The organism is Streptomyces sp. NBC_00400 (assembly GCF_036048035.1).
Classification (GTDB): Bacteria; Actinomycetota; Actinomycetes; order Streptomycetales; family Streptomycetaceae; genus Streptomyces.
Genome location: NZ_CP107940.1, coordinates 6,037,774 through 6,063,265 on the forward strand (window position 1 = coordinate 6,037,774; position 25,492 = coordinate 6,063,265).

Annotated in this window: 21 protein-coding genes and 1 pseudogene; 13 read left to right on the forward strand and 9 right to left on the reverse strand. The window is 72.0% G+C overall.

What is annotated here, in order from left to right; genetic code table 11:
* Positions 1-271 precede the first annotated feature (271 nt).
* The gene (locus OHS81_RS26440) at positions 272-937 is read left to right on the forward strand and encodes a PhzF family phenazine biosynthesis protein (RefSeq protein WP_328387144.1); all 666 of its coding nucleotides are present in this window, start codon (positions 272-274) and stop codon (positions 935-937) included.
* 31 nt (positions 938-968) lie between these two features.
* On the opposite strand, the gene OHS81_RS26445 is transcribed toward OHS81_RS26440, so the two are convergent.
* Both OHS81_RS26445 and map read right to left on the reverse strand, forming a co-directional pair.
* Positions 969-1,649, reverse strand: a complete 681-nt coding sequence (locus tag OHS81_RS26445; protein WP_328387145.1) for a biliverdin-producing heme oxygenase — start codon at positions 1,647-1,649, stop codon at positions 969-971.
* A gap of 177 nt (positions 1,650-1,826) precedes the next feature.
* Positions 1,827-2,684: a type I methionyl aminopeptidase gene (gene map / locus OHS81_RS26450; RefSeq protein WP_328387146.1), complete on the reverse strand. Its 858-nt coding sequence runs from the start codon at positions 2,682-2,684 to the stop codon at positions 1,827-1,829.
* Positions 2,685-2,749: 65 nt separating this feature from the next.
* Here map and OHS81_RS26455 point away from each other — a divergent pair, with 65 nt between their 5' ends.
* The gene (locus OHS81_RS26455) at positions 2,750-2,986 is read left to right on the forward strand and encodes a hypothetical protein (protein WP_328387147.1); all 237 of its coding nucleotides are present in this window, start codon (positions 2,750-2,752) and stop codon (positions 2,984-2,986) included.
* A gap of 85 nt (positions 2,987-3,071) precedes the next feature.
* On the opposite strand, the gene OHS81_RS26460 is transcribed toward OHS81_RS26455, so the two are convergent.
* Positions 3,072-3,701, reverse strand: coding sequence for a hypothetical protein (locus OHS81_RS26460; RefSeq protein ID WP_328387148.1), 630 nt, complete (start codon positions 3,699-3,701; stop codon positions 3,072-3,074).
* Positions 3,702-3,754: 53 nt separating this feature from the next.
* The gene (locus OHS81_RS26465; RefSeq protein ID WP_328387149.1) at positions 3,755-4,735 is read right to left on the reverse strand and encodes a dihydrodipicolinate synthase family protein; all 981 of its coding nucleotides are present in this window, start codon (positions 4,733-4,735) and stop codon (positions 3,755-3,757) included.
* Between the two features lie 161 nt (positions 4,736-4,896).
* Here OHS81_RS26465 and OHS81_RS26470 point away from each other — a divergent pair, with 161 nt between their 5' ends.
* From OHS81_RS26470 to OHS81_RS26495, 6 genes are all read left to right on the forward strand, one after another.
* The gene (locus tag OHS81_RS26470; RefSeq protein ID WP_328387150.1) at positions 4,897-5,580 is read left to right on the forward strand and encodes a FadR/GntR family transcriptional regulator; all 684 of its coding nucleotides are present in this window, start codon (positions 4,897-4,899) and stop codon (positions 5,578-5,580) included.
* Between the two features lie 325 nt (positions 5,581-5,905).
* On the forward strand, positions 5,906-7,237 hold the full coding sequence (locus OHS81_RS26475) for an ABC transporter substrate-binding protein (protein WP_328387151.1): 1,332 nt from the start codon (positions 5,906-5,908) through the stop codon (positions 7,235-7,237).
* Complete coding sequence (locus OHS81_RS26480) at positions 7,234-8,220, forward strand: carbohydrate ABC transporter permease (protein ID WP_328387152.1); 987 nt, start codon at positions 7,234-7,236, stop codon at positions 8,218-8,220. The genes OHS81_RS26475 and OHS81_RS26480 overlap by 4 nt, the downstream gene beginning before the upstream one ends.
* Positions 8,217-9,065, forward strand: a complete 849-nt coding sequence (locus tag OHS81_RS26485) for a carbohydrate ABC transporter permease (RefSeq protein ID WP_328387153.1) — start codon at positions 8,217-8,219, stop codon at positions 9,063-9,065. Before OHS81_RS26480 ends, OHS81_RS26485 begins: the two co-directional genes overlap by 4 nt.
* 146 nt (positions 9,066-9,211) lie before the next feature.
* Positions 9,212-9,946: an NADPH-dependent F420 reductase gene (gene npdG / locus OHS81_RS26490; RefSeq protein WP_328387154.1), complete on the forward strand. Its 735-nt coding sequence runs from the start codon at positions 9,212-9,214 to the stop codon at positions 9,944-9,946.
* A 108-nt stretch (positions 9,947-10,054) separates the two neighbouring features.
* Positions 10,055-10,264, forward strand: a complete 210-nt coding sequence (locus OHS81_RS26495) for a hypothetical protein (RefSeq protein ID WP_328387155.1) — start codon at positions 10,055-10,057, stop codon at positions 10,262-10,264.
* Between the two features lie 117 nt (positions 10,265-10,381).
* Here the strand turns inward: OHS81_RS26495 and OHS81_RS26500 are convergent, their stop codons facing one another.
* Positions 10,382-11,188 carry a site-2 protease family protein gene (locus OHS81_RS26500; RefSeq protein WP_328387156.1) on the reverse strand — a complete coding sequence of 269 codons (807 nt, stop codon included), beginning with the start codon at positions 11,186-11,188 and terminating at the stop codon, positions 10,382-10,384.
* A 174-nt stretch (positions 11,189-11,362) separates the two neighbouring features.
* Between OHS81_RS26500 and OHS81_RS26505 the strand changes: the two genes are divergently transcribed.
* On the forward strand, positions 11,363-14,845 hold the full coding sequence (locus OHS81_RS26505) for an AfsR/SARP family transcriptional regulator (RefSeq protein WP_328387157.1): 3,483 nt from the start codon (positions 11,363-11,365) through the stop codon (positions 14,843-14,845).
* Positions 14,846-14,896: 51 nt separating this feature from the next.
* Here the strand turns inward: OHS81_RS26505 and OHS81_RS26510 are convergent, their stop codons facing one another.
* The 3 genes from OHS81_RS26510 to panB all read right to left on the reverse strand — a co-directional run bounded on the left by OHS81_RS26510 (position 14,897) and on the right by panB (position 18,340).
* Complete coding sequence (locus OHS81_RS26510; RefSeq protein ID WP_328387158.1) at positions 14,897-15,727, reverse strand: ABC transporter permease; 831 nt, start codon at positions 15,725-15,727, stop codon at positions 14,897-14,899.
* On the reverse strand, positions 15,724-16,761 hold the full coding sequence (locus tag OHS81_RS26515) for an ATP-binding cassette domain-containing protein (protein ID WP_328387159.1): 1,038 nt from the start codon (positions 16,759-16,761) through the stop codon (positions 15,724-15,726). The genes OHS81_RS26510 and OHS81_RS26515 overlap by 4 nt, the downstream gene beginning before the upstream one ends.
* A 718-nt stretch (positions 16,762-17,479) precedes the next feature.
* Positions 17,480-18,340 (reverse strand): 3-methyl-2-oxobutanoate hydroxymethyltransferase, encoded by an 861-nt coding sequence (gene panB, locus OHS81_RS26520; protein ID WP_328387160.1) that lies wholly within the window; start codon positions 18,338-18,340, stop codon positions 17,480-17,482.
* Positions 18,341-18,602: 262 nt separating this feature from the next.
* Here panB and OHS81_RS26525 point away from each other — a divergent pair, with 262 nt between their 5' ends.
* The 4 genes and pseudogenes from OHS81_RS26525 to OHS81_RS26540 all read left to right on the forward strand — a co-directional run bounded on the left by OHS81_RS26525 (position 18,603) and on the right by OHS81_RS26540 (position 23,690).
* Positions 18,603-20,222: an MFS transporter gene (locus OHS81_RS26525; RefSeq protein WP_328387161.1), complete on the forward strand. Its 1,620-nt coding sequence runs from the start codon at positions 18,603-18,605 to the stop codon at positions 20,220-20,222.
* Positions 20,219-20,854, forward strand: a pseudogene (locus tag OHS81_RS26530) (TetR/AcrR family transcriptional regulator); the annotation flags it as partial. The gene OHS81_RS26525 and the pseudogene OHS81_RS26530, both read left to right, overlap by 4 nt.
* Positions 20,855-21,190: 336 nt before the next feature.
* Positions 21,191-22,195, forward strand: a complete 1,005-nt coding sequence (locus tag OHS81_RS26535; RefSeq protein ID WP_443058870.1) for an endonuclease/exonuclease/phosphatase family protein — start codon at positions 21,191-21,193, stop codon at positions 22,193-22,195.
* Positions 22,196-22,352: 157 nt separating this feature from the next.
* Positions 22,353-23,690 (forward strand): MFS transporter, encoded by a 1,338-nt coding sequence (locus OHS81_RS26540; RefSeq protein ID WP_328387163.1) that lies wholly within the window; start codon positions 22,353-22,355, stop codon positions 23,688-23,690.
* Here OHS81_RS26540 and OHS81_RS26545 read toward each other — a convergent pair.
* Positions 23,662-25,416, reverse strand: a complete 1,755-nt coding sequence (locus OHS81_RS26545) for an NAD+ synthase (protein WP_328387164.1) — start codon at positions 25,414-25,416, stop codon at positions 23,662-23,664. The two genes, OHS81_RS26540 and OHS81_RS26545, sit on opposite strands and share 29 nt — an antisense overlap.
* Between the last annotated feature and the right edge of the window lie 76 nt (positions 25,417-25,492).

Here is a 25,492-nt window from a genome sequence, read left to right on the forward strand (position 1 = left end):
CAGTGATCCCGCTCTCATGGACAACGACTGGATCACGGATCGGCCCGAGCCCGGTCACGGAACCGTCATGCGTCGGTCAAGGTAAGGGTCATGCCGCGCGACGGGTGATGACCGGCGGCATTCCGGTCCGCGACGGTCCGCGGAGGGCCGACTGCCCCTCTCCGGGTGCCGGCCTCTCGGTGCCGGCCCCTTGGCGGCGGCCCCTTGGCGGCGGCGCCTCGGCGGTGGCCCCGCTCACCTCTGCCGCGCCGCCCCGCGATTCACTGTCGGGATGACCGAACTCGAGGTACTCCGGGTGTTCTGCGGGCCCGACGGCGCCGGAGGCAATCTGCTGGGCGTCGTCCGCGACGGGGCGTCCGTCCCCGGCGCCGCCGGGCGAGCCGCCCTCGCGGCCGAACTCGGCTTCAGTGAAACCGTGTTCCTCGACGACGCACACCGGGGCACCGTGGACATCCATACCCCGAGCGTCCGGCTCCCGTTCGCCGGGCACCCGTTGGTGGGTCTGGCCTGGCTGTTGCGGAGCCTGGGGCAGCCGCCGCGCACCCTGCGCCCGGCAGCCGGTGAGGTCGCGGTCCGCTTCGAGGAGGACGTGGTCTGGGTGCACGGGCGCGCGGAGTGGGTGACCGCCCGCACCACCCGGCGGTACGCCTCGGTGGCCGAGGTCGACGCGCTGCCCGCACCACCACCGGGGGAGGGCTGGCTCTACGCCTGGGCCTGGCAGGACGAGGCCGCGGGAGTGGTCCGGGCGCGGGCCTTCCCGCGGCGCGGCGACGCCGTCGTCGAGGACGAGGCCACCGGCGCCGCCGCCCTGCTGCTGACGCACGAGCTGGGGCGCCCGCTCGACATCCGGCAGGGCACCGGCTCCCGGATCCTCACCCGCCCGTATCCGGACGGCACGATCGCCATCGGCGGACGGGTGCGTCCCGATAGGCGCTAGCGGTCAGGGGCGGAGCCCGTAGGGGTGGCCCCTACGCGCTCAACGGGAACTGCTCACCCAGCTCCCGGAAGACCGCGCTGTTCAGCCGGAAGGCGCGCTTGCACTCGTCGACCACCCGCTGCTTCTCCAGGTCGTCCACCGGCAGGGCGTCCAGCAGCGCCCGGTACTCGCGCTTGAAGGCGGCCGGGTTGGCGATGTCCTCGAAGACGTAGAACCGCACGCCGTCGCCCTTGCGCGCGAAGCCCCAGGTCTTTTCGGCCGTGCCGCGGATGATCTGGCCGCCCGAGAGGTCGCCGAGGTAGCGGGTGTAGTGGTGGGCGACGAAGCCGCCCGGCCAGTCGCGGACGCAGGCCGCTACCCGGTCGGCATAGGCGGCGGTGGCGGCCAGCGGCTCCAGGCCGGTGTGCCAGGACGGGCCGCCGAGGTGGGCGAGGTCGCGCTCCAGTGCGGCGGTGCGGGCCAGCTCGGGACGGACGAAGGGGCCCGCCACCGGGTCGTCGGCGAGCGGCCCGGAGGCATCTTCCAGCGCGCGGTAGACGAACCACAGCTGCTCGGTGTAGCGCCGGTAGGCGGCGACGCCGAGCCTGCCGCCGAGCAGGTCGCTCATGAAGGAGGAGTTCTCGGCCTCGGTGTGCTGCTCGTGGGACGCGGTGCGGATGACCGCCGAGAACGGGGTGGCGGGAGCGGACGGGGTCGGGCTGGACGCTTCCAAGACGGACCTCCGGGGGGCCGAGGGGAGCGGACGGGAACAGGCCGGCTCCGCCGAGCCGCCGACCCTGGGCCACCTAACTACTGAGGCTTACCTGAGTCAACCCGTTCCCGACGTCCTGTCGGTAACGAGCCTACGCCTGTTCCCGACGCCCTGTCGGTAAAGTTCCGGCCGTTCCCGTCAGGGCAGCGTGAGGATCTCCGCCCCGGTGTCCGTGACCACCAGCGTGTGCTCGAACTGCGCGGTCCGCTTGCGGTCCTTCGTCACCACCGTCCAGCCGTCGTCCCACATGTCGTAGTCGTGGGTCCCCAGCGTCAGCATCGGCTCGATCGTGAACGTCATACCGGGCTTGATGTCGGTGGTGTGGTGCGGGCTGTCGTAGTGCGGAACGATCAGGCCGGAGTGGAAGGAGGAGTTGATGCCGTGCCCGGTGAAGTCACGGACCACTCCGTAGCCGAAGCGCTTGGCGTACGACTCGATGACCCGGCCGATGATGTTGATCTGACGGCCCGGCTTGACGGCCTTGATCGCGCGGCCCAGCGCTTCCCGGGTCCGCTCGACCAGCAGCCTGGACTCCTCGTCCACGTCGCCGCACAGGTAGGTGGCATTGTTGTCGCCGTGCACACCGTTGATGTACGCGGTGACGTCGAGGTTCACGATGTCGCCGTCCTTCAGGACGGTCGAGTCCGGGATGCCGTGGCAGATGACCTCGTTGAGCGAGGAGCACAGGGACTTGGGGAAGCCGCGGTAGCCGAGCGTGGACGGGTAGGCGCCGTGGTCGCACATGAACTCGTGGGCGACCCGGTCCAGTTCATCGGTCGTCACGCCGGGTGCGATCAGCTTGGCGGCCTCCTCCATCGCCTGCGCGGCGATCCGGCCGGCGATCCGCATCCGTTCGATCGTTTCGGCGTCCTGCACCTCGGGCCCGGTGTACGGGGTGGGTGCGTCCTTCCCGACGTATTCGGGGCGCGGGATCGAGGCGGGGACGGGGCGGGTGGGGGAGATCTTCCCCGGGACAAGAAGCGACTGGCCAGACATGCCAGCGAGTGTATCCGCGGGCCGTCGGGCAGGATGGTGGCACAGAGCATCCACAGGAGGCGGCAATGGCGCTGTTCAAGAGGCGTACGGTCGGCAGGCCCGGCGAGTGGTTCTACTGCCTCGAGCACCGGACGGTCGAGGAGGGGCCCCAGTGCCGCGCCGCCGACCGCCTCGGCCCGTACCCCACCCGCGAAGAGGCCGAGCACGCCATGGAGACCGCCCACGAGCGGAATGTGGAGTGGGAGACCGACCCGAAGTGGCACGACGGCCCGGGGCGGGAGAAAGGTGACGGGGAGGGGTAGGAGCCTTCCGGGCTTCTCTGGGGGCGTTTGAGCGGTTCTGGTGCTTTGTTTCCGGCCCCGGACTACCAGTCTTTCCGGCCCCGGACTACCAGCGAGGCGGCGGCGGGGCGGTCAGTCCGTCCGCGAGGCGGGCCAGGCGGTCGCGGAAGCGGCGGTGCCTGCGGGGGGCGGGCAGGCTGTTCTCGCCGGCGGCCGCGCTCACCAGATGCTGGACCGTGTCGAGGTCGAGATCGGCCGGCTCCTCGTCCGCGCCGTCGGGCGGGGGCGGGGGTGCGGCGAGCGCGTCATGCGCCAGGGCGTGCAGATCGCGGTCGCCGCCGTCCAGGGCGAGTACCGTCGCGCCGTTGCGGCGGGCGTCATGCACCCGCTCCAGCAGCCCGGCGCCCGGCTGCTCCGGCGTCACGACCAGCAGCGTCTCGCCGCGTCCGGCCGCCGCCAACCGGCCGAGGCCCACTGCCAGATGGGCCGGCGCCCCGCCGGGGGCCCGGTGGCGCACCAGCGTCGGCGACAGCTCGGGCCGGCCCGACCAGGCGGCCTCGTCGTCGAGGTGGGCGGCCAGGTGCCAGGGCTCGTACGAGGCGCTGCCGACCAGCAGCAGCCCCCCGCCGTGCGGGGTGACGGCGCCGCGCAGCGTCCCCGCGAAGCGGCGGGTGGCCTGGACCCACTCGGTCCCGGCGAGAACTTCGCGCAGCAGGGCGACCCGTACGGCATCCATGGCCCGGCATCCTGCCGCAGCACGGCGCTGTCCGGTGGCGGTTTCCACGGGTGTCACCCGTACGGGAGGCGGCCCTGTCGGACGGGCTGCAGGCCGGCGGCGGTGAGCCGACGTCCTACCTCCGCCACGGCCTCTTCGCTCAGCGGGCGCTGCGGAAAGGCGGTGGCGCCCCCGTCGATCACGCCGAGGAGGTGGAGGGCCGCCTTGAACGCGCCCAGCGCGGAGGAGCTGCGCCCCATCTCGGGCTCGGGGCCGGCATCGACCATGGCGAACAGGGCGACCAGGCGTTCCTGTTCGGCGGCCGCCCGCTCCCAGTCGCCGGCCCGGGCGGCGTCGTAGAGGCGGACGTAGGCCGCCGGGTCGACATTGCCGATACCGGGGACGACGCCGTCCGCGCCCGCCAACAGGGCGGCGTCCACGGTCAGTTCGGAGCCGGTGAGGACCGAGAAGCCGGGGGCGGGGCCGGTGCGCCGGGCGGTGCGGCCGCCGAGCGCGGTGAGCAGGCGGCGCAGCGAGCCCTCGTCGCCGCTGCTGTCCTTGAGCCCGGCGAGCGTGCCGTCCGCGGCCAGCTCCCGCACCAGCGACGGGGACAGCTTGCTGTGTACGGCGACGGGGATGTCGTAGGCGAACAGCGGGAGGTCCACGGCCGTGCGCAGGTGGCGGAAGTGCGCGGCGATCTCCCGGGGGTGGGTGCGGGTGTAGAAGGGCGCGGTGGCGACCAGGGCGTCGGCGCCGAGGGCGGCGGCGGTCCGGGCGTGGTCGAGCACCCGCGGGGTGGTGGTGTCGATGACCCCGGCGAGCACCGGGACCCTGCCGTCCGCGGCCTTGAGGACGGTCTCCAGCGCGGTGCCGCGCTGGGCGTCGGTGAGGTAGGCGACCTCGCTGGTGGAGCCGAGGGCGAACAGCCCGTGGACGCCGCCGTCGAGGAGGTGGTGCACCAGGCGGGTCAGTGAGGCGGTGTCGATCTCGCCGCGCGGGCCGAGCGGGGTGCAGACCGGCGGGATGACGCCGTGCAGGGGGGCGGGCAGTGCCATGGGGGCTCCGGGGTCTCCGAGTCCGACATAGGACATCCCATGTCCTATGTTGAGCACAATAGACCTGTTCACAGGCGGTCGGTCAAGGATCCGCGGTCGGTGGGGCGGGTGGCGGACGGGGCTGCCGTATGACAGTCGCGGGAGCGGGAGAGGGAGATTCCATGGCGCGAGGGACGATGGCCGAGGAGGTGCAGGCGCAGATCAAGCAGTTGATCCTGCAGCGCGGACTGACGCCGGGCGATCCGCTGCCCACCGAGGCCGAGCTGGTCGGCCTGCTCGACGTCAGCCGCAACTCGGTGCGCGAAGCGCTCAAGGCGCTGCAGGCGATGCGCATCGTGGAGATCCGGCACGGCTTCGGCACCTACGTCGGCCCGCTCACCCTGGAGCCGTTCGTCGAGGGCGTCGCCTTCCGCGCCGCGGTCCGCCACCACCAGGGCGAGTCCAGCCTGTACGAGCTGATGGAGGTCCGCGAGGCGCTGGAGGCGGGGCTGATCGGCACGGTCGCCCGCGACCTGTCCGCCGAGGATCTTGCCGTCCTCAAGGGGCTGGTGCAGCGGATGGCGGAGGAGGCGCGGGGCGGGCAGGTGCAGAGCGCCACCGACCGGGCCTTCCATCTCGCCCTGTACCGCTCGCTGGGCAACCACTTGCTGAGCGAGGTGCTGGACGCGTTCTGGGCGGCGCTGCGCCGGGTGCGGGAGGACCTTTCCGACGACGGCCCCGACCCGGAGGTGACACATCGCCAGCACCGGGAGATCGTCGACGCGTTGGAGGCGGGTGACGGCGACCGCGCCGTGGAGGCGATACACCGGCACTTCGACGGCATCCGGCGCCGGCTGACGGAGTAGTGAGGGGGCCGGGCCGGCCGAGGGGACGGCAGAGGCAGGGCAGGGGTGCGGCAGAGGTGTGGTGAAGGTGCCGCTGCGGGCGTCGCCGCCCCCGTTCACCGGGATGTCACCCCGTGTCGACGGTGCCTTTGCCGGCGCGGGAATGCCCCATGTGCGGTGTCTTGACGGCAAGTTGGGCACTCCCTATGGTCGCCGCAGGACAAGGGACATCCTACGTCCCCGCCCGTGGGGGCGCCCGACCGCTCCACGGGGCGGGCGACTTCAGCGCGTGCTCGACGATCACCTTGCGCCGTATCCGCAGCCGCATCCTCGTGGGGGAGCCGATATGAGCAACCGCACCGTGCACCGCAGAACGGTCCTGGGAGGGGCGGCCGCCGTCGCCGCCGGCTGGGCGCTCACCGGCTGCGGCGAGGGCGGGGACGGCGACGGCAACCCACCCCGGGAGCGCAAGAAGGGGCAGCGGATCGAGCTGACCTTCTGGTCCTGGGTGCCGGGCATCGACAAGCCCGTAGACCTCTGGAACCGCAAGCATCCCGAGGTGCAGGTCAAGGTCGAGAAGGTGTCGGCCGTGGGCGGCCAGCAATACGCGAAGATGCATGCCGCCATCAAGGCCGGGAACCCGCCCGACCTGGGCCAGATCGAATTCCCCGCTCTCGCCGGCTTTCTGCTCGACGACGGACTGCTCGACCTCGCCCCGCTCGGCGCCGCCCGCCACCGGAACAAGTTCTTCGGCTGGCAGTGGCAGCAGTCCGTCTTCGGCAAGGGCCTCTACGCCATCCCCCAGGCATCCGGGCCGATGGGGCTCTTCCTCCGCCAGGACCTCTTCGACAACTGGGACGTGCAGACCCCGCGGACCTGGGACGAGTACGAGGCCGCCGCCAAGGCCGTCCGGAAGAAGGGCGCCTGGATCGAGACCTTCGCCCCCACCAACGGCAACCGCTTCGCCGGCCTCGCCTGGCAGGCGGGCGCCAAGTGGTACCGGACGCACGGCGACACCTGGATCGTGCAGATCGACGACGCACCCACCCGCACGGTCGCCGACTACTGGGAATCCCTGGTCAAGCAGAAGCTCGTCAAGACCATCCCGGACCGGCAGAACGCCTGGTACAAGGATCTGCAGACCGGCGCCATCCCGGCCTGGATCGGCGCCAGTTGGGGCGATGCGCTGCTGGCCGGCAATGCGCCGGGCACCAAGGGGAGGTGGCGGGCCGCACCGCTGCCGCAGTGGAAGGCGGGCGAGCAGGCCTTCGCCAACTGGGGCGGCTCGACCACCGCCGTCTTCGCCAAGGCCCGCTACCCCGAGGACGCCCTGGACTTCGCCGTCTGGCTCAACACCGACCCCGAGTCGATCGCGCTGCTGATCGACGGCGGCTATGGCTTCCCCAGCGCCAAGAAGGGCTATGCCGCCACCGATCTCGACGTCGACAAGGACTTCTTCGGCGGTCAGGCGTACAGCAAGGTCTTCGCGGCCGCCGGTGCGCACGTGGACACCAGCTGGCGGTGGGGGCCCGGGGTGGACACCCTCTACCAGCGGCTCGGCGACGCCTTCACCGATGCGCTGGCGGACGGCGGCTCCTTCCGCTCGGTCCTGACGAAAGTGCAGGCCCAGACCGTTGCCGACCTCAAGGGCAAGGGCCTGAAGGTGGAGAGCGGGTGAGCCGGGACACGCCGGTCCGGCCGGACCCGGTCCCCCGCGGCGCGGCCCGCAAGAACACCGGCCGCCGCCCGCGCCGCGCGACCCGCACCGAGGCCCGCAACGCCCGCGCCGCCGCCGGATTCGTCCTGCCGTTCCTCGCCCTCTTCGGCCTCTGCTTCCTCGCCCCCCTCGGCTACGCCCTCTACGAGAGCCTGCAGAAAACCGAACGCACCGGCCCGCTCGGCCTCGGCGGTCAGGAACACCAGGCCTTCGCCGGCCTCGCCAACTACGCCCACGCCCTCTCCGACGACCGGTTCCTGGCCGGCTTCGGCCGGGTGCTGCTCTTCGGCGCCGTCCAGATCCCGCTGATGATCGTGCTGGCCACCGCCCTCGCGCTGCTGCTGGAGAGCGCGAGCGCCCGCGCGGTCCCCTTCTTCCGCAGCGCCTTCTTCCTGCCGTACGGCGTGCCGGGAGTGATCGCCTCGATCCTGTGGGGATTCCTCTACGTGCCGGGCATCAGCCCGCTGGTGAAGATCGCCGAATCCATGGGCTGGAGCATCGACTTCCTCTCCCGCGGCACCGTCCTGTGGTCCCTCGCCAACATCGTCACCTGGCAGTTCACCGGCTACAACATGCTGGTGCTGATCGCCCAGCTCAAGGCCGTACCGGGGGAGCTGTACGAGGCGGCACGGATCGACGGGGCGAGCGCCTGGCAGGTCGCCCGGCACATCAAGATCCCGCTGCTCCGCCCTGCGCTCGTGCTCACCGCTGTCTTCAGCATCATCGGCACCCTCCAGCTGTTCGCCGAACCCATGGTGCTGCGCCCGCTGGCCTCCTCCATCGACTCGGGCTTCACCCCGAACCTGCACGCCTACAGCGAGGCGTTCGTCGGCAACAACCAGCAGGCGGCGGCGGCCGAGGCGGTACTGCTCGCGCTGGTGGCGTGCGCGGTGTCCTTCGGTTTTCTGCGGCTGGCCGGCGGGCGCGCCGGGGAGCGCGGATGACACCGCCCCCGGTCCGCCACCGGATCATCACCGCCTCGCTGCTGACCGTCGCCGCGCTCTACTTCCTGGTCCCCGTCTACTGGCTGGCGGTCTCCGCCACCAAGAACAGCGCCGACCTCTTCGGCACCTTCGGCTTCTGGTTCTCCGGCCATCCGCACCCCGTCGACCACCTCGTCGACGTCCTCACCTACGACCACGGCATCTACGCCCGCTGGTTCGCCAACTCCCTCTTCTACGCCGGGACCGGCGCGGTCTGTGCCACCCTGCTGTCCGCCGCGGCCGGCTATGCGCTGGCCGTCTTCCCGTTCCGCGGCCGGGAGGCGGTCTTCAACGTGGTGCTCGCCGGGGTGCTGATCCCCGGCACCGCACTGGCCCTGCCGCTCTACTTCCTCTTCAGCGCGCTGGGGCTGTCCAACACCTACTGGGCGGTGCTGATCCCCGGCACGGTCAGTCCGTTCGGCGTGTATCTGTGCCGGATCTACGCCGCCGCCGCGGTCCCCGACCCGCTCCTGGAAGCAGCCCGGATCGACGGCGCGGGCGAGGCCAGGATCTTCGGCGGGATCGCGCTGCGGCTGATGACCCCGGCGCTGGTGACCGTCTTCCTCTTCCAGTTCGTGCACATCTGGAACAACTACTTCCTGCCACTCGTGATGCTCTCGGACTCCGACCTCTACCCGGTCCAGCTGGGCCTGACCTCCTGGACCGGCTACGCCGACCGCCAACCGGTGCTCTACCAGTACACGGTGGGCGGGGCCTTTCTCTCCGTGGTGCCGCTGATGGTGCTGATGACGGTGCTCCAGCGGTACTGGCGCACGGGCCTGACCGAGGGCAGCGTGAAGGCGTGACGGTCCGCGGTGACGGCGCGGGCGGTTCGCCGTGACGTCACGACAGGGGCGCCGTGACGGCCCGACCGGTTCCGTGCCGAGGGCCTGACCTGTTCCGTGCCGAGGTCCTGACCGGTTCGCGGTCGGCGCGTGACAGGATCGCTGTCATGACTACTCCTGACGATGGCCGGTTCTCCCCGAACGCCGCGACGCGCGCGAAGGCCGCCCTCAAGCGTGACCCCTGGGACCTCCCGGACGTCTCCGGCCTGGTGGTCGGCGTCCTCGGCGGCACCGGCGACCAGGGCCGCGGCCTGGCCTACCGGCTCGCCCGGGCCGGCCAGAAGGTGATCATCGGCTCCCGGGCCGCCGAGCGCGCCGAGACCGCCGCCGGCGAACTCGGCCTGGGCATCGAGGGCGCGGAGAACGCCGTCTGCGCCCGGCGCAGCGATGTGGTGATCGTCGCCGTGCCGTGGGAGGGCCACGCCAAGACCCTGGAGGCGCTGCGCGAGGAGCTGGCCGGCAAGCTCGTCATCGACTGCGTCAATCCGCTCGGCTTCGACAAGAAGGGCGCCTACGCGCTCAAGCCGGAGGAGGGCAGCGCCGCCGAGCAGGCCGCGGTCCTGCTGCCCGAGTCGCGGGTCACCGCCGCCTTCCACCACCTGTCCGCGGTGCTGCTGCAGGACCCGGAGACCGAGCGGATCGACACCGATGTGATGGTCCTCGGTGAGTCCCGCGCCGACACCGACCTGGTGCAGGCGCTGGCCGCCCGTATCCCCGGTATGCGGGGCGTCTTCGCCGGCCGGCTGCGCAATGCCCACCAGGTCGAGTCGCTGGTTGCCAACCTGATCTCGGTCAACCGGCGCTACAAGGCACACGCGGGGCTGCGCCTCACCGACGTCTGAGCCGGCCGGCCGCGGCGGCAGCGGGCGCTGCCGGACCGCCGACCGGTGCACACGGGGCGATGGGGGACACTGGGGAGGACCGCACCACTGTCGACAGGAGCCGCTTCCATGCCCCCCTTGCCCCCGTCCGGCCCGGCCCGCCGGCTCGCTCTCATGGCCCTCGCCGTGTGCGTCCTCTCCGTCGCCGCGGCCGTGGTCGCGTTCGTCCAGGGCAGCTTCTTCGGCATCGTCTGGATCCTGCTGGCGGGCATCTCCAGCAACATGGCGTGGTTCTACCTGCGCAGGGCGAAGCTCCAGCGGGCGCAGCAGGCCGGCTGAGCCCGGCGCATCGAGCCCTCCTGCCGAGCCCGGTCCCTCAGGCCGGCCTGCGGAGCCCGGTCCCCGAGCCGGCCTGCGGAGCCCGGCCCCTCACGCCGGCCGGCCGGGCCCCGGCCCTCAGAAGAGGCCCCCGCTCTGCGGCAGCGGCGGCTCGCCCTGCCAGAAGCGGAAGAGCTCCTGGCCGAGGTAGGTGTCGAGCGAGGAGACGCCGAGGCCGTGCAGGATCGTGTTCACCAGGCCGAAGAAGGCCTGGTTGACCTCCGGGACCCACAGCAGCCCGAAGACCGCCAGCAGCCCGAACGGCGCGAACGGCTCCACCTGCCGCCGCAGCTTGTACGACAGCCACGGCTCGATCACCCCGTAGCCGTCCAGCCCCGGCACCGGCACGAAGTTCAAGATCGCGGCGGTCACCTGCAGCAGCGCCAGGAACGCCAGCGCGAAGCGGAACGGGGCGGGCACCCCGGCCAGCCCGTGCAGCCAGAACGGCGCCGTGCACACCGCCGCGAACACGATGTTGGTCAGCGGCCCGGCCGCCGAGATCAGACTGTGCCGCCAGCGCCCCTGGATCCGGCCCCGCTCGATGAACACCGCGCCGCCCGGCAGCCCGATCCCGCCCATGATCACGAAGATCACCGGCAGCACGATGCTGAGCAGCGCATGGGTGTACTTCAGCGGATTCAGCGTCAGGTAGCCCTTGGCCTCCACCGAGATATCGCCGCTGTGCAGCGCGGTCCTGGCGTGCGCGTACTCGTGCAGGCACAGCGACACCACCCAGCCGGACACCACGAACAAGAACACCGCGAAGCCGGTGTTCGCCGCGAGCGTTTCGCTCCACACCGCCCAGCCGGACACCGCCATGACGGCGACGAGCGCGAGAAAGACCGGGCTGATGCGGCGGTCGGCGCGTCGGATTGCTGTGGTCATGGTGCAAGGCTCCCGGGTGTCTGATGAGGGGCAGCCATGACCGTAACCGCGTCACGGCGGCCGGCGCACGGCGGTGTGCCGGCGGGCTCGTGCACGGACCCCTGCCCAGGACCCGTGCACCCGAAAACGACGCTTGGTGCCTGGAGAGTTCTGGCTTTCGACGACAATGGGCCGGTGCGCTACGGAATTCTCGGCACCACCCAGGCCGACCGGCCCGACGGCACCCCCGTCGCGATCGGCGGACCACGCCTGCGCGCGCTGCTCGCCGCCCTCGCGCTGCGCCCCGGCCGGGCACTCTCCCCGGATGTACTGATCTCCGACATCTGGGGCCTGGACCCGCCCGCCGACGCGGCCGGGGCGCTGCAGGCGCTGGTCGGCCGGCTGCGCCGTGCCCTGGGGCATGCCGCGGTGGCCTCGGCCGACGGCGGCTACCGGCTGTGCGCCGAGCCCGACGCCGTCGATCTGCACCGTTTCGAGCGGCTTGCGGCGGAGGGCGGCCGGGCGCTGACCGCCGCGGACCCGGCCGGTGCCGCCGCCCTGCTCGACGACGCCCTGGCGCTCTGGCGCGGTCCGGCCCTCGCCGATCTGCCGGACGCGGGCGCCGAGGCCTCCCGCGCCGAACGCCGCCGCCTGGACGCCCAGCGCACCCGCCTCGCCGCCGACCTCGCCCTCGGCCGGGCCGACCGGGCGCTGCCCACCCTCCACGCGCTGTGCCAGGACCACCCGCTGGACGAACCCCTCCAGGCCCTGCGGCTGCGCGCGCTGCGGGCCGCGGGCCGTACGGCGGAGGCACTGGCGGCCTACGAGGAGATACGCACCGGCCTCGCCGACCGCCTCGGCGCGGACCCGGGCCCGGAGCTGCGCGCCCTGCACGCGGAACTGCTCCGTCCGCCGGCGGAGACGGTGCCGCCGCCTGTGCACCCCGGCGCTCCCGGTGCCACCCACGTCCCCGGTGACGCTCACCTCCCCGGTGCCACTCACGTCCCGGCCACCGCACACCCGCCCGGCCCCGGCGCCCCCACAGCCGTCCCCGCTCCCTCAGCCGTCCCCGCTCCCTACCTCACCCCGCCCCGCCCCCGCCCCGGCAACCTCCGCGCCCGGCTCACCTCCTTCGTCGGGCGGGACACCGATCTGGCGGCGATCCGCGCCGATCTGGCCGAGCACCGGCTGGTGACGCTGCTGGGCCCCGGCGGCGCCGGCAAGACCCGGCTGTCGCAGGAGGGCGCGGAGGCCGCCGCGGCCGCGCTGCCGGACGCCTGGCCGCACGGCGTATGGCTGGCCGAGCTGGCACCGGTGGACGATCCGCAGACCGTGCCCGAGGCGGTGCTGACCGCGCTCGGGGCCCGCGAGACGGTCGTCCGCGGCACCACCGCGGAAGGCCTGCGGGCCGCCGCCGATCCGACCGCCCTGGACCCGCTCGGCCGGCTCGCCGAGCACTGCGCGGGACGCCGGATGCTGCTCGTCCTCGACAACTGCGAGCATGTGATCGGCGCCGCCGCCGAGCTCGCCGAGCGGCTGCTGGCCGACTGCCCCGGGGTGACGGTGCTGGCCACCAGCCGGGAGCCGCTGGCCGTACCGGGCGAGGTGCTGCGGCCGGTCGAGCCGCTGCCCGCCCCCGTCGCCCTGCGGCTGCTGGCCGACCGCGGGGCCGCCGCCCTGCCCGGCTTCCGTATCGAGGCCGATGAGGAAACCACCGCGGCCTGCACCGAGATCTGCCGCCGGCTGGACGGGCTGCCGCTCGCCATCGAACTCGCCGCGGCCCGGCTGCGGTTGCTGACGCCCCGGCAGCTCGCCGACCGGCTCGACGACCGTTTCCGGCTGCTGACCAGCGGCAGCCGGACCGTGCTGCCCCGCCAGCAGACGCTGCGCGCGGTCGTGGACTGGTCCTGGGACCTGACCGACGAGCCCGAACGGGCGGTGCTGCGCCGGCTGTCCGTCTTCGCCGGCGGCTGCGATCTGGCCGCTGCCGAGGAGGTGTGCGCGGGCGACGGCGTCGACCGGCGCGAGGTGGCCGCGCTGCTCGGCTCACTGATCGACAAATCGCTGGTGGTCGCGGCCCCGGCCGGCCAGGTGCCGGGCGGCAGCCGTTTTGGCGGGGGAGAGATGCGCTACCGGCTGCTGGAGACGGTGGGGGAGTACGCCGGCGAGCGGCTGGACGAGGCCGGGGAACGGGCCGGTGCCGAGCGCCGCCACCTCGTCGCCTACCGCGAACTGGCCCGCACCACCGACCCGTTGCTGCGCGGCCCCGGCCAGCGCGCGGGCATGGCGCGGCTGGAGCTGGAGCACGACAACCTGCGCACCGCGCTGCGCCGCGCCCTCGCCGCACGTGACGAGCACGAGGCGCTGTGCCTGGTGCTGTCCCTGCAGTGGTTCTGGTCGCTGCGCGACCACCGCAGCGACGCCCGCCACTGGGCGACGGCGGCCGCCGCGCTCGGCCCCAACCCCTTCACCCCGCCCGCCGAACCGGCCCCCGTCCTGCACGAGAGACCCATCGACGCACCCCCGCCGATGGCTCCCGAACAACTGCAGGAGGCCCGCCGCGAGGTCCGGCTGGTCGCGCTCTCCAGCCGGGACAGCGATATCGAGGCGCTGCACGATCCGGCGATGCAGGAAGAGCTGGCCGGGATGCTCACCGTCTACCGCACCGGTATGCCGCAGACCTGCAAGGTGCCCGGCGCGCTGTGGTACTACGCGGTGCTGATCACCGGACGGTTCGACGAACTGGCCGAGCTGGTCGAAGGCGCGGTGCAGGCCTGCCGCGACCTCGGCTACGAATGGGAGCTCGCCTACATCCTGCAGTTCCGCTCGAAGATCCTCAACGACCGTGCCGGCGGGCTGGCGCAGGCGGCCCGCGATGCCGACGAGGCGCTGCGCACCTTCCTGAGGATCGGCGACATATGGGGCGTGGCCGAGGCGCTGGCGGGACGCGCCGAAACCCATGAGAGGCGGGGCGCGTACGCGCAGGCGGCGCGTGACTACCGGGCGGCGATGGTGCATGCCGAGAACCTGGGGGCGCACGGCCAGACCCTGCTGCTGCGCTGCCAGCTGGGTGCCGTACTGATCGAGGACGGCCAGGCGGAGACCGGCGAGCGGATGCTGCGTGAGGTGCTGGCCGAGGCGGTGAAGGGCAACAGCGGCCGGGACACCGAGCCGTTCGCCCGGCTGACCCTCGCGATGTGGCTGACGACGAAGGGGGCTCTCCGGGAGGCGCGGTCGGAACTGCACGCGGTGCGCGAGGCCTTCGCCTCGCGCGCCCCGGACCTGTTCACCGGGATGCTGGAGTCGTCGCTGATCTCGCTGGACCTGGAAGAGGGCCACCGCGAGGAGAGCCTGCTGACGAGGTTCCGGACGGCCATGGACCGCATGAAGGACCCCCTGACGCAGATGGTTGCGCCGGACCTTCCCGTGGTGCAAATCCTCACCGGTGCACGGGTGTTGATGGCGGTGCGGGGCGAGTGGGCGGGGCGCGACGCGGCGCGTCTGGTGGGGGCGTACGACGCGCTGCGGGCAGCCAGCCATGTCCCGCCGCGGATCATCCGCGACGACCGGGCCCGTACCGAGGCGGCCGCGCGGGCACTGGTGGGCGATACGGCCTATGTACAGGCGTACGCCGAAGGCGGTGGCCTCTCCCTCGAAGAGGCCACCGCCCTCATCTGACGCGAGCCGGGCGAAGGCGGTCCCGCAGGGAAGCCCCCTGCGGGACGCGCGTCAGGTCTTCTTGCGGAACTTCGCCACCGCGAGCGGCATGGTGACGGCCGTGATGGCGACCGCCCAGCCGAGGGTGACCAGTGCCGGGTGGGCCACCGCCCCCTGGTCGTTGATCAGCGCACGGGACGCGTCCGCCAGATTGGAGAGCGGGTTGACCTTGGTGAACCCCTCCAGCCAGCCGGGCATCGAGGTCGTCGGCGCGAAGATCGACGAGCCGAACTGCAGCGGCATCAGTACCAGCATCGCCATGCCCTGGACCGCCTGAGGGGTCTTCACGGTGAGTCCCAGCAGGATGAAGATCCACATCAGGGCGGCGCCGAAGGCGGTGGACAGCACGACCGCAGACAAGAACGCGAGCATGCTGCCCTTGATCTCCAGCCCGAGCAGGAATCCCATGCCGAGCAGGATCGCGGTGGCGATCAGCATCCGGCCGATCTCGACGACGATCTTGGCGATGAGGACCGAGGACCGGGCGATGGGCATCGTCCGGAAGCGGTCCATCACGCCCTTGCGGAAGTCCTCGTTGACGCCGCTGCCCACCGCCATGGCGATGTTCATGCCCAGCATCGCCATCATGCCGGGCACCAGGCGCTGGATGTAATCGTGCTGGTGGCCCTTGCCGGCGATCGCGCCGCCGAAGACATAGGTGAACAGCAGGATGAAGATGATCGGCATCAGCAGGACGTCCATCATGGACTCCGGGTCCTGCTTGATCTGCAGGGCGTTGCGCCGCACCAGCGCCCCGATGTGCCGCAGATTGGCCCGCAGACCGATCCGGCCCTCATCGGCGCCGGCCTTCACCCGTGGCGCCGCCATCGTTGCCGTACTCATGCCGACACCCCCGCGTACTGCTCGTCCATGGCGTCCTCGGAACCGGATCCGGCCTCGGCCTCGGAGGTCTTCTGGCCGGTGATGGCCAGGAACACCTCGTCCAGACTGGGCAGATGGGTGCTGATCCCGGCGAGCGCGATGCCCTCCCGGCCGAGCACATTGACCACCGCGGTCAGCTGCTCATCGCTGATGATCGGTACGTTGACCACACCCCCGTCGTGGTCGGCGGTGGCACCCGCGATGCCGTCCAGACCGGCCCGGGCGACGGCCTCGGCCATCCGGTCCAGCTCGCCGGGGTCCGACGGCCGGATCTGCAGCGTCCGCCCGCCGACCTTGGCCTTGAGCTCGTCCACCTGGCCCTCGGCGATCACCCGGCCGCGGTCGATGACCGTCAGCTCGTTGGCCAACTGCTCGGCCTCTTCCATGTACTGGGTGGTCAGCAGCACCGTGGCGCCGTCGCGCACCATCCGCTGGACCTCCTGCCACACCTCGTTACGGGTGCGGGGGTCCAGGCCGGTGGTCGGCTCGTCCAGGTAGAGGACCGCCGGTTGGCCGATCATCGAAGCGGCCAGGTCGAGCCGGCGGCGCATACCGCCGGAGTACTTGGCCGCGGCCCGCTTGGCGGCCTCGGTCAGCGAGAACCGCTCCAGCATCTCGTCCGCGCGGCGGCGGGCGTCCTTGCGGGACAGATCGAGCAGCCGCCCGATCATGTAGAGGTTCTCCCAGCCGGAGAGCTTTTCGTCGACCGAGGCGTACTGCCCGGTCAGGCCGATGGTGCGGCGCAGTGCGCGGGGCTGGCGCACCACATCGAAGCCGGCCACGAAGGCGCTGCCGGCGTCCGGCACAAGGAGGGTGGACAGGCACCGCACGAGGGTCGTCTTGCCGGCGCCATTGGGGCCGAGCACGCCGAGCACGGTGCCTTCCTTCACGTCCAGGTCCACCCCGTCGACGGCCTTGACCGCGCCGAAGTGCTTGACCAGACCGCGCACCTCCACGGCGTTGCCGCCCTTGGTGGATATCGTCTGTCGCGTCATGACCCCAAGGTGTCAGCTGCCACCGACAGCGCACCGACAGTTTGCCTACAAGGCCGTTGCCTTCCCACGTTTTCGGCTTTCCCGCCGTGGGGGTTTCTCTTTGTTGCGCCTGGCGGCGGGCCCGTCCGCTGCGCTTTGCCTTCGCCCGTTTTTGGCTTTCCCGCCGTTGCGCCTGCGCCTGGCGGCGGGCCCGTCCGCTGCGCTTTGCCTCCGCCCGTTTTTGGCTTTTCCGCCGTTGCGCCTGCGCCTGGCGGCGGGCGGGGTCCGCTGCGCGGGGCGGGTCCGCTGCGCGGGGCTGTCGGGGTGCGGTGACGGGCCTGCGCGGGTGGGTGTCCGGACTGCTTCGCTTTACGTCCGGACACCCACCCGCTCCGGCCCGTCCCCTCCCGTTGGGGGGTGGGAAGAAGGCCGGTGGGAGTGCGCGTAGGTGGTCCGGTGCTGCTCGTGGAACACGTGGAAATGCCTACGACCGTGGCCCGCCCCCACCCACATTCACTCACTCACCCACGGGAGGGGACGGGCCGGAGGGGCAGGGGTGTGGGACGTAAAGCGAAGCAGTCCCACACCCCTGCCCCGCAGGCCCGTCACCGCACCCACAGCCCCGCGCAGCGGACCTGGCCCGCCGCAGGCGCAACGGCGAGAAAGCCAAAAACGGGCCGAGGCAAAGCGCAGCGAAACGGTGAGAAACCCCCACGGCGGGAAAGCCAACGTAGACGGTTCAGTGAAAGAGATGCGGCTCCGCCGGAAACGCGCCGCCGACGACGTCCTCGGCGAACTCCTTGGCCGCGCTTCCGAGCAGCTCCCGCAGGGCAACGTACTGCTTGACGAACTTCGGGACCCGGCCGGCCGTCATTCCGGCCATGTCGGTCCATACCAGCACCTGGGCGTCGCAGTCCGGGCCGGCGCCGATACCGACGGTCGGGATGTAGAGCGAACGGGTGACCTCGGCCGCCAGCTCGGCCGGTACCGCCTCCAGGACGACCGCGAACGCACCGGCGTCCTGCACCGCCTTGGCGTCCCGCAGCAGCTGCTGGGCCGCCTCCTCGCCGCGGCCCTGGACGGGGTAGCCGCCGTAGGCGTGGACCGACTGCGGGGTCAGCCCGACATGGGCCATCACCGGGATGCCGGACGAGACCAGCAGCTCCACCTGGTCGGCGGAGCGCTCGCCGCCCTCCAGCTTGACGGCGCCCACGCCCGCTTCCTTCACCAGCCGGGTGGCGTTGCGCAGCGCCTGCACCGGGCCTTCCTGGTACGAGCCGAACGGCAGATCGCCGACGACGAGCGCGCGCCTCGTGCCCCGGACGACCGCCGCGGACAGCAGGGTGGTCTCGTCCATGGTGACCGGCACGGTGGATTCGTAACCGAGGTGACAGTTGCCCATCGAGTCACCGACGAGCAGAACGGGGATGCCGGCCTCGTCGAAGACGGAGGCGGTCATGGCGTCGTAGGCGGTGAGCATCGGCCACTTCTCGCCGCGCTCCTTGGCGGCGGCGATGTCCCGGACGGTGATCCGGCGCGACCCCGAGCCCCCGTACAGAGACTTGGCAACCGGCTTCTGGGCAGGCGAAGGCTGCGTCATGGTGACGGCTCCTGTTCGTCATCTCGAGGCACCCTGACGGTGTCCCCGGACTCGTCTCCATGCTGGCACGGCCCGCGTGCAAAGGAAAAGGGAAGGGGCGTGACCGCTCTCGCTTCGGCCGGAAGCCACCCCTGCTCCGCCCGGAGGACCGCTCTCGCTTCGGCCGGAAGACGGCCACCGCTTCGCCCGGAAGAAGGGACCTGCCCGCGCGGCTACCCGATACGGAACGGTGCCGTATCGGAATCTCCCTAGGGTGCCGGGCATGGCCTCCTCCTCCAGCATCCCGGGCGCACCGCCGGCCCGACAGATCCCGGACCCCGTCCACCGCCGCCGCTGGGCGATCCTGTCCACCCTCATGCTCAGCCTGCTGATCGTGGTGCTGGACAACTCGATCCTCAATGTCGCCATGAAGACGATCGCGACTCCGGCCCCGCTCGGCCTCGGCGCCACCCAGAGCGAGCTGGAGTGGGCGATCAACTCCTACACGCTGGTCTTCGCCGGTCTGCTGTTCACCGCGGGCCTGCTCGGCGACCGGGTGGGCCGCAAGAAAACGCTGCTTTTCGGCCTGGCCGTCTTCGGTGCCGGGTCGGTGCTCGCCGGGGTCTCCGGATCGCCGGCGGAGCTGATCACCTTCCGCGCGCTGATGGGGCTGGGCGGCGCCTTCGTGATGCCGTCCACCCTCGCCATCCTGATGAACGTCTTCGAGCGGGAGGAGCAGCCCCGGGCGATCGGCATCTGGGCCGGCGGGGTGGGGCTGGCCATCGCGGTCGGCCCGATCGCCGGAGGGCTTCTGCTCAGCCACTTCTGGTGGGGCTCGGTCTTCATGATCAACGCCCCGGTCGTCGTGGTCTCGCTGATCGCGATGGTGATCCTGGTGCCCGACTCCAAGGACCCCGGTCCCGGCCGGCTGGACCCGTTCGGGGTGCTGCTGTCCGTCGTCGGGCTCGTCCTGCTGGTCTACGGCATCATCAAGGGCGGTCAGCTCGCCGACTTCGCCGACCCGCAGGTGGTCGGCGCGATCGCCGGCGGCCTGGTGGTGCTGGTCGTCTTCGTGCTGCACCAGAAGCACAGCGACCATCCGTCCATCGACATCAGCTACTTCCGCAGCCCCGCCTTCTCGGCCGCCATCGCCGCCATCGCGCTGGTCTTCTTCGCGCTGATGGGTGTCGCGTTCTTCACCGTCTTCTACATCCAGAGCGTGCGCGGCTACACCCCGCTGCAGGCCGGGATGCTGTTCCTGCCGCTGGCCGCCGCCCAGACGATCTTCGCGCCACGGGCCCGGCTCGCCGTCGACCAGTACGGCGCCCGCGCGGTGTGCACCTTCAGCATGTTCGTGGTGGCCACCACCATGTCGGGCATGCTGCTGCTGGACACCGACACCCCGATCTGGGTCCTGGAGGCGCTGTTCTTCCTGCAGGGCGCCGGTATGGCGCACATCATGCCGCCGGCCACCGTCGCGGTCATGCAGGCGCTGCCCCGGGAGAAGGCCGGCTCCGGCTCGGCGCTCAACAACGTCTTCCGGCAGGTCGGCGGCACCCTCGGCGTCGCCGTCCTCGGCTCGCTGCTGTCGACGAGCTACCGCGACCGTATGCAGGACACCCTCGACCGGCTGCCGGGAGTACCGCCCGCCGCCCGGCACGCGGCCGGGGAATCCATCGAGGCGACCCACGGGCTCGCGGACAGGATGGGACCGGCGGGCCGGTCGCTGGCCGCCGTGGCCGACGACGCCTTCATCCACGCCATGCACATCACCGCGCTCGGCTCGGCCGCCGTCGCGCTGCTGGGGCTCGTGGTGGCCGCGGCCTTCCTGCCGGGCAAAACGGCACCGGCGCCGCAGCCGGCCGAGCCGCAGGAAGAGCGGACGGCGGGCGTGGAGCGATGAGCCGGGCGGCGGCGGACTCCGGGGCGGCGGCCGGGGAGCGGCCGGGCCCGGCGGTCCCCGGGCGCCGCGGCCGGCCGCGCAGCGCCGCGGCCGACTCGGCCATCATCGAGGCCGTGCTGCGCCTGATCGAGGACGGGGCCTCCATAACTGAGCTGTCCATGGAGCGCATCGCCCGGGAGGCAGGCGTCGGCAAGGCCACGGTCTACCGCCGCTGGCCGGGGAAGAGCGCCCTGATGCTCGATGTCATGCGGTCCCTGGACGTCCCGGGCCCGCTCCTGGACGGCACCTCGGTACGCGACGACCTGGTCTCGCTGCTGGAATTCCTGCGCCGCCGCGGCCTGGCCAGGCGCAGCTCCGCGCTGCTGCGCACCCTCGTCAGCCATGCGCAGCCCGAGCTGTGGGCGGAGTACCACGACACCGTCGTACGGGCTCGCCGCGAGGCGCTGCTCGGGGTGCTCCGGCGCGGGGTGGCGAACGGCGATATCCGCACCGACCGGGACCTGGAGACCGTCGCCGACCTCTTCGTCGGTCCGATGCTGGCCCGCGCCCTCCTGCACGAGTGGAAGGAACTGCCCGAGAGTCTTCCGGCGGACATCGTCGACATGGTCCTGGAGGGCGTACGGCCGGCGGCGACGGATACGGAGGCGCCGGATGCGACGGCGGCGCCGGATGCGACGGCGCCCGATACGGGGGCGGCAGATACGGCGGCGGGCCGAACTCCGCGGTGCGGCAGGGGCCTTGGGAGCAAGGACACCCACCCCGGCACTCCGTGTGCAGACGGCCCCGTATGACCGGCCCGTGCCTGTTCTGTCACAGCCGCTGTCATGAACCCCGGTACCGGAACCCCGACCCGCCACCATGCCGTCCTCACTTCTAAGAAAGCGCATTACGGACCATCGCCTAGGGTCGGAGACCACAGGTCAGGCGCGAAGCAACGCAGTGAGGACAGCTACATGGCGCAGGCATACATGACGGAGCCGGGACAGGGGCACAACCCCGGGCAGGCCGGTTCCCGGGCCGAACGCCTGCGGAACTGGTGGCGTCCGGAGGGCATGTGGCGGCGCGGCATCGTGCTCGCGGTGCTCGCGGTCCTGGTGGGCCTGCTGATGATGCTGCACTCCCAGATCCCCAACACCGTGGGGAACCTGGGCAGTCTGCTGGAGACCTTCCTGCCGTGGCTGGGGCTGTGCCTCCCGCTGCTGCTCGTCGTCGCGGTGCTGCGCCGCTCGGCGACCGCGCTGGTGGCGCTGGTGCTGCCGGTGTTCGCCTGGATCAGCCTCTTCGGCGGGCAGATCACCGACAAGGCCGGCAACGGCGGCAATCTCACGGTCGCCACCCACAACGTCAATGCCGACAACCCCGACCCGGCGTCCACCGCGCGGGACATCGTGGCCTCCGACGCCGATGTGGTGGCCCTGGAGGAGCTGACCGGCGACGCCCTGCCCGCCTACCGGAAGGGGCTGGCGAAGGCGTATCCGTACCACACGGTCGAGGGCACCGTCGGGCTGTGGAGCAAGCGCCCGCTGTCCGAGACGAAGCCGGTGGACATCAAGATGGGCTGGACCCGCGCGCTGCGGGCCACCGTCACCGCCGCCGACGGCCAGAAGTTCGCCGTCTACGTCGCGCATCTGCCGTCGGTACGCGTCAAGGTCGCGGCGGGCTTCACCGCCAACCAGCGCGACGGCAGCGCCGCGGCGCTCGGCGAGGCGATCGCCGCCGACCCGGAGCAGAAGGTCATGCTGCTCGGCGACCTCAACGGCACCATGAACGACCGCTCGCTGGCCCCGGTCACCTCCCAGATGCGCTCCGCCCAGGGCGCGGCGGGTGACGGCTTCGGCTTCAGCTGGCCGGCCGCGTTCCCGATGGCCCGGATCGACCAGATCATGATGAAGGGGATGGACCCGGTCAATGCCTGGGTGATGCCCGAGACCGGCAGCGACCACCTTCCGGTCGCGGCGACGGTGAAGATCTGACCGACGGGCTGCCGACGGGGATCCGACGCGGGTTCGTCACGTCCCGTTCCCCCGCTGGAATACTGCGCCTGAGAGACTTTGTTCCGTAAGAGAACTTAAGTGCTTACGGTCCGTGCGCTGCGTGCCCGCCCGCACGCAAAACCCTGAAAGGTCTTTCATGCCCTTGGCTCTGCTCGCGCTTGCGATCTCGGCCTTCGGTATCGGCACCACGGAATTCGTGATGATGGGCCTGCTGCCCGACGTCGCGGACGATCTGGGCACCTCCGTGCCCACCGCCGGCTACCTCGTCTCCGCCTATGCCCTCGGCGTCGTCATCGGCGCCCCGCTCCTGACCGCCCTCGGCTCCCGCATCCCGCGCAAGCGGATGCTGGTGGGCCTGATGGCGGTCTTCACCGTCGGCAACCTCGCCTCCGCCCTGGCTCCCACCTTCGGGCTGCTGATCGCCGGCCGGCTGCTGGCCGGGCTCCCGCACGGTGCGTTCTTCGGCGTCGGCGCGGTGGTCGCCGCCCGGCTGGTGCGCGAGGGCCGCCAGGCCCGTGCGGTCGCCACGATGTTCCTCGGCCTGACCGTCGCCAACATCATCGGCGTCCCCGCGGCGACCCTGCTGGGCCAGCAGCTCGGCTGGCGCGCCACCTTCCTCGTCGTCGCCGCCATCGGGCTGGCCGCCATGGCCGCCCTGGCCCGGCTGATCCCCCCGCTGCCGGCCGAGGAGCGCTCCGGGCTCGGCAGCGAGCTGCGGGCGCTGGGCAACCGCCAGGTGCTGCTCGGCCTGCTCACCACCGTCTTCGGCTTCGCCGGGATCTTCGCCGTCTACAGCTACCTCGCGTCGATGATGACCGAGGTCACCGGCTTCGCCGCGGGCTCGGTGCCGCTGGTCCTCGCCCTCTTCGGCATCGGGATGACCCTCGGCGCGCTCGCCGCGGGACCGCTCACCGACCGGGCCCTGCGCCCGACCCTCTACGGCTCGCTGGCCGCCCTGGCCCTCGTCCTGACGGCCTTCCATTTCACCGCCCAGGTGAAGTGGGCGGCGCTGGTGACGGTCGTCCTCATCGGCGCGGTCGGCTTCCTGACCACCACGCCCCTGCAGATGCTGGTCATGAACAAGGCCCAGCAGGCCCCGACGCTGGCCGCCGCCTCCAACCAGTCCGCCTTCAACCTCGCCAACGCCGGGGGCGCCTGGGTCGGCGGCCTGGCCCTGGCGGCAGGCTGGGGCTGGACCTCCCCGACCCTGGTCGGCGCGGTGCTGGCCGCCCTGGGGCTGGCCGTCGCCGTCGTGGCCGGTCTCCTGGACCGCGGTGCCCACGACTCCTCCCGGATCGTGGCCCGCAGCGGTGAGAGCCACAGCGGTGAGAGCCACAGCGGTGAGAGCCACAGCGGTGAGAGCCACAGCGGTGAGAGCCACAGCGGTGGGACCGGCAGCGGCGAGACGGCGGCCGGGCAGACCGCGGAAGGAAGCCGACGCCCCGTCAGCTCCCCTCCCGCCAGTGGTTGGTGATCGGCAGCCGCCGGTCCTTGCCGAAGCCCTTCGCGGAGATCTTGGGGCCGGGCGGGTACTGGCGGCGCTTGTACTCGGCGTGGTCCACCATCCGCAGGACCCGCGTCACCAGGGCCTCGTCGAAGCCCTGGGCGACGATGTCCTCCCGGCCGCGGTCGTGGTCGACATAGAGCTCCAGGATGCGGTCCAGGATGTCGTAGTCGGGCAGTGAGTCGGTGTCGACCTGGCCGGGGCGCAGCTCGGCGCTCGGGGGCTTGGTGAGGGTGTTCTCCGGGATCGGCGGGATCCGGCCGCGGTCGGCGGCGGCCTGGTTGCGCCAGCGGGCCAGCTGGTAGACGACCGACTTGTAGACGTCCTTGATGGGGCCGTAACCGCCCACCGAGTCGCCGTAGAGGGTCGAATAGCCGCAGGCCAGCTCGGACTTGTTGCCGGGGGCGAGGACCAGGTGGCCTTCCTGGTTGGAGAGGGCCATCAAGGTGGTGCCCCGCAGCCGCGACTGCAGATTCTCCTCGGCCAGCCCGGTCAGCGGCAGCGCCGCCATATAGGCGTCGAACATCGGGCCGATCGGCACCGTACGGAATGCCAGGCCCGTACGGCTCGCGAGTTCGGCGGCGTCGGTGAGGGAGTGCTCCGACGAGTAGCGGGAGGGCATCGCCACGGCGTGCACGTGCTCCGCCCCCAGGGCGTCGCAGGCGAGCGTGGCGACCAGCGCCGAGTCGATGCCGCCGGAGAGGCCGAGCACCACGCTGCCGAAGCCGTTCTTGGCGGCATAGGCGCGCAGGCCGACGACCAGCGCGGTGTAGATCTCCTCCAGGTCCGTGAGGCGGTCGGCCTCGCCGCCGGGCGTCTCGGGCGGGTAGGGCGGCAGCGGGTCGGGCGACAGGACGCGGTGGTCGACGCGCAGCCCGTCGTCCAGCACGCCCGACGGGGGCACCGGCGCCGCGGCGGGCAGGTCCAGATCGACCAGCACACAGCCCTCCGCGAACTGCGGTGCCCGCGCGATCACGGTGCCGTCCTTGTCGACGACGATCGAGTCGCCGTCGAAGACCAGCTCGTCCTGCCCGCCGATCATCGCCAGATAGGCGGTGGTGCAGCCGGCCTCCTGGGCCCGCTTGCGGACCAGCTCCAGGCGGGTGTCGTCCTTGTCCCGCTCGTAGGGCGAGGCGTTGACCGACACCAGGAGCCCGGCGCCCGCGCTGCGCGTCGCCGGCACCCGTCCGCCGTCCTGCCACAGGTCCTCGCAGATGGCGAGCGCGACATCCACCCCGTGCACCCGCAGGACGGGCAGGGTGTCGCCGGGGACGAAGTAGCGGAACTCGTCGAAGACGCCGTAGTTGGGAAGGTGGTGCTTGGCGAAGGTCAGCGCGACCTCGCCGCGGTACAGCACGGCGGCGGCGTTCTGCGGGGCGCCCGCCGGCCGGCCGTAGCGCGGCCTGGCCTGCGCACCGCGGTCGAGATAGCCGACGATCACCGGGAGGTCGCCCAGGCCCTGCGACGCCAGCCGGCCGGCCAGCGTCCGCAGCGCGTCGCGGCTCGCCTCGACGAACGAGGGGCGCAGCGCCAGGTCCTCGACGGGATAGCCGGTCAGCGCCATCTCGGGGAAGGCGACGAGGTGCGCGCCCTGGTCGGCGGCGTGCCGGGTCCAGCGCAGGATCGTCTCGGCGTTCCGGTCGAGAGCGCCGACACAGCTGTCGATCTGGTTGAGGGCGAGACGAAGTTGAGGCACGACGCCAGTGTAATCGTCTTTCTGACGCAATGGGGGGTGGAGAAGGGCGGAGACGCCCTTCGCCACCCCCGGGCCG

Coding starts and splice junctions, on each gene's coding strand:
- OHS81_RS26440 (WP_328387144.1), top strand. CDS start 272: ATGACCGAACTCGAGGTACTCCGGGTGTTCTGCGGGCCCGACGGCGCC.
- map (WP_328387146.1), bottom strand. CDS start 2,684: ATGTCTGGCCAGTCGCTTCTTGTCCCGGGGAAGATCTCCCCCACCCGC.
- OHS81_RS26455 (WP_328387147.1), top strand. CDS start 2,750: ATGGCGCTGTTCAAGAGGCGTACGGTCGGCAGGCCCGGCGAGTGGTTC.
- OHS81_RS26460 (WP_328387148.1), bottom strand. CDS start 3,701: ATGGATGCCGTACGGGTCGCCCTGCTGCGCGAAGTTCTCGCCGGGACC.
- OHS81_RS26465 (WP_328387149.1), bottom strand. CDS start 4,735: ATGGCACTGCCCGCCCCCCTGCACGGCGTCATCCCGCCGGTCTGCACC.
- OHS81_RS26470 (WP_328387150.1), top strand. CDS start 4,897: ATGGCGCGAGGGACGATGGCCGAGGAGGTGCAGGCGCAGATCAAGCAG.
- OHS81_RS26475 (WP_328387151.1), top strand. CDS start 5,906: ATGAGCAACCGCACCGTGCACCGCAGAACGGTCCTGGGAGGGGCGGCC.
- OHS81_RS26485 (WP_328387153.1), top strand. CDS start 8,217: ATGACACCGCCCCCGGTCCGCCACCGGATCATCACCGCCTCGCTGCTG.
- npdG (WP_328387154.1), top strand. CDS start 9,212: ATGACTACTCCTGACGATGGCCGGTTCTCCCCGAACGCCGCGACGCGC.
- OHS81_RS26495 (WP_328387155.1), top strand. CDS start 10,055: ATGCCCCCCTTGCCCCCGTCCGGCCCGGCCCGCCGGCTCGCTCTCATG.
- OHS81_RS26500 (WP_328387156.1), bottom strand. CDS start 11,188: ATGACCACAGCAATCCGACGCGCCGACCGCCGCATCAGCCCGGTCTTT.
- OHS81_RS26510 (WP_328387158.1), bottom strand. CDS start 15,727: ATGAGTACGGCAACGATGGCGGCGCCACGGGTGAAGGCCGGCGCCGAT.
- OHS81_RS26515 (WP_328387159.1), bottom strand. CDS start 16,761: ATGACGCGACAGACGATATCCACCAAGGGCGGCAACGCCGTGGAGGTG.
- panB (WP_328387160.1), bottom strand. CDS start 18,340: ATGACGCAGCCTTCGCCTGCCCAGAAGCCGGTTGCCAAGTCTCTGTAC.
- OHS81_RS26525 (WP_328387161.1), top strand. CDS start 18,603: ATGGCCTCCTCCTCCAGCATCCCGGGCGCACCGCCGGCCCGACAGATC.
- OHS81_RS26535 (WP_443058870.1), top strand. CDS start 21,191: ATGACGGAGCCGGGACAGGGGCACAACCCCGGGCAGGCCGGTTCCCGG.
- OHS81_RS26540 (WP_328387163.1), top strand. CDS start 22,353: ATGCCCTTGGCTCTGCTCGCGCTTGCGATCTCGGCCTTCGGTATCGGC.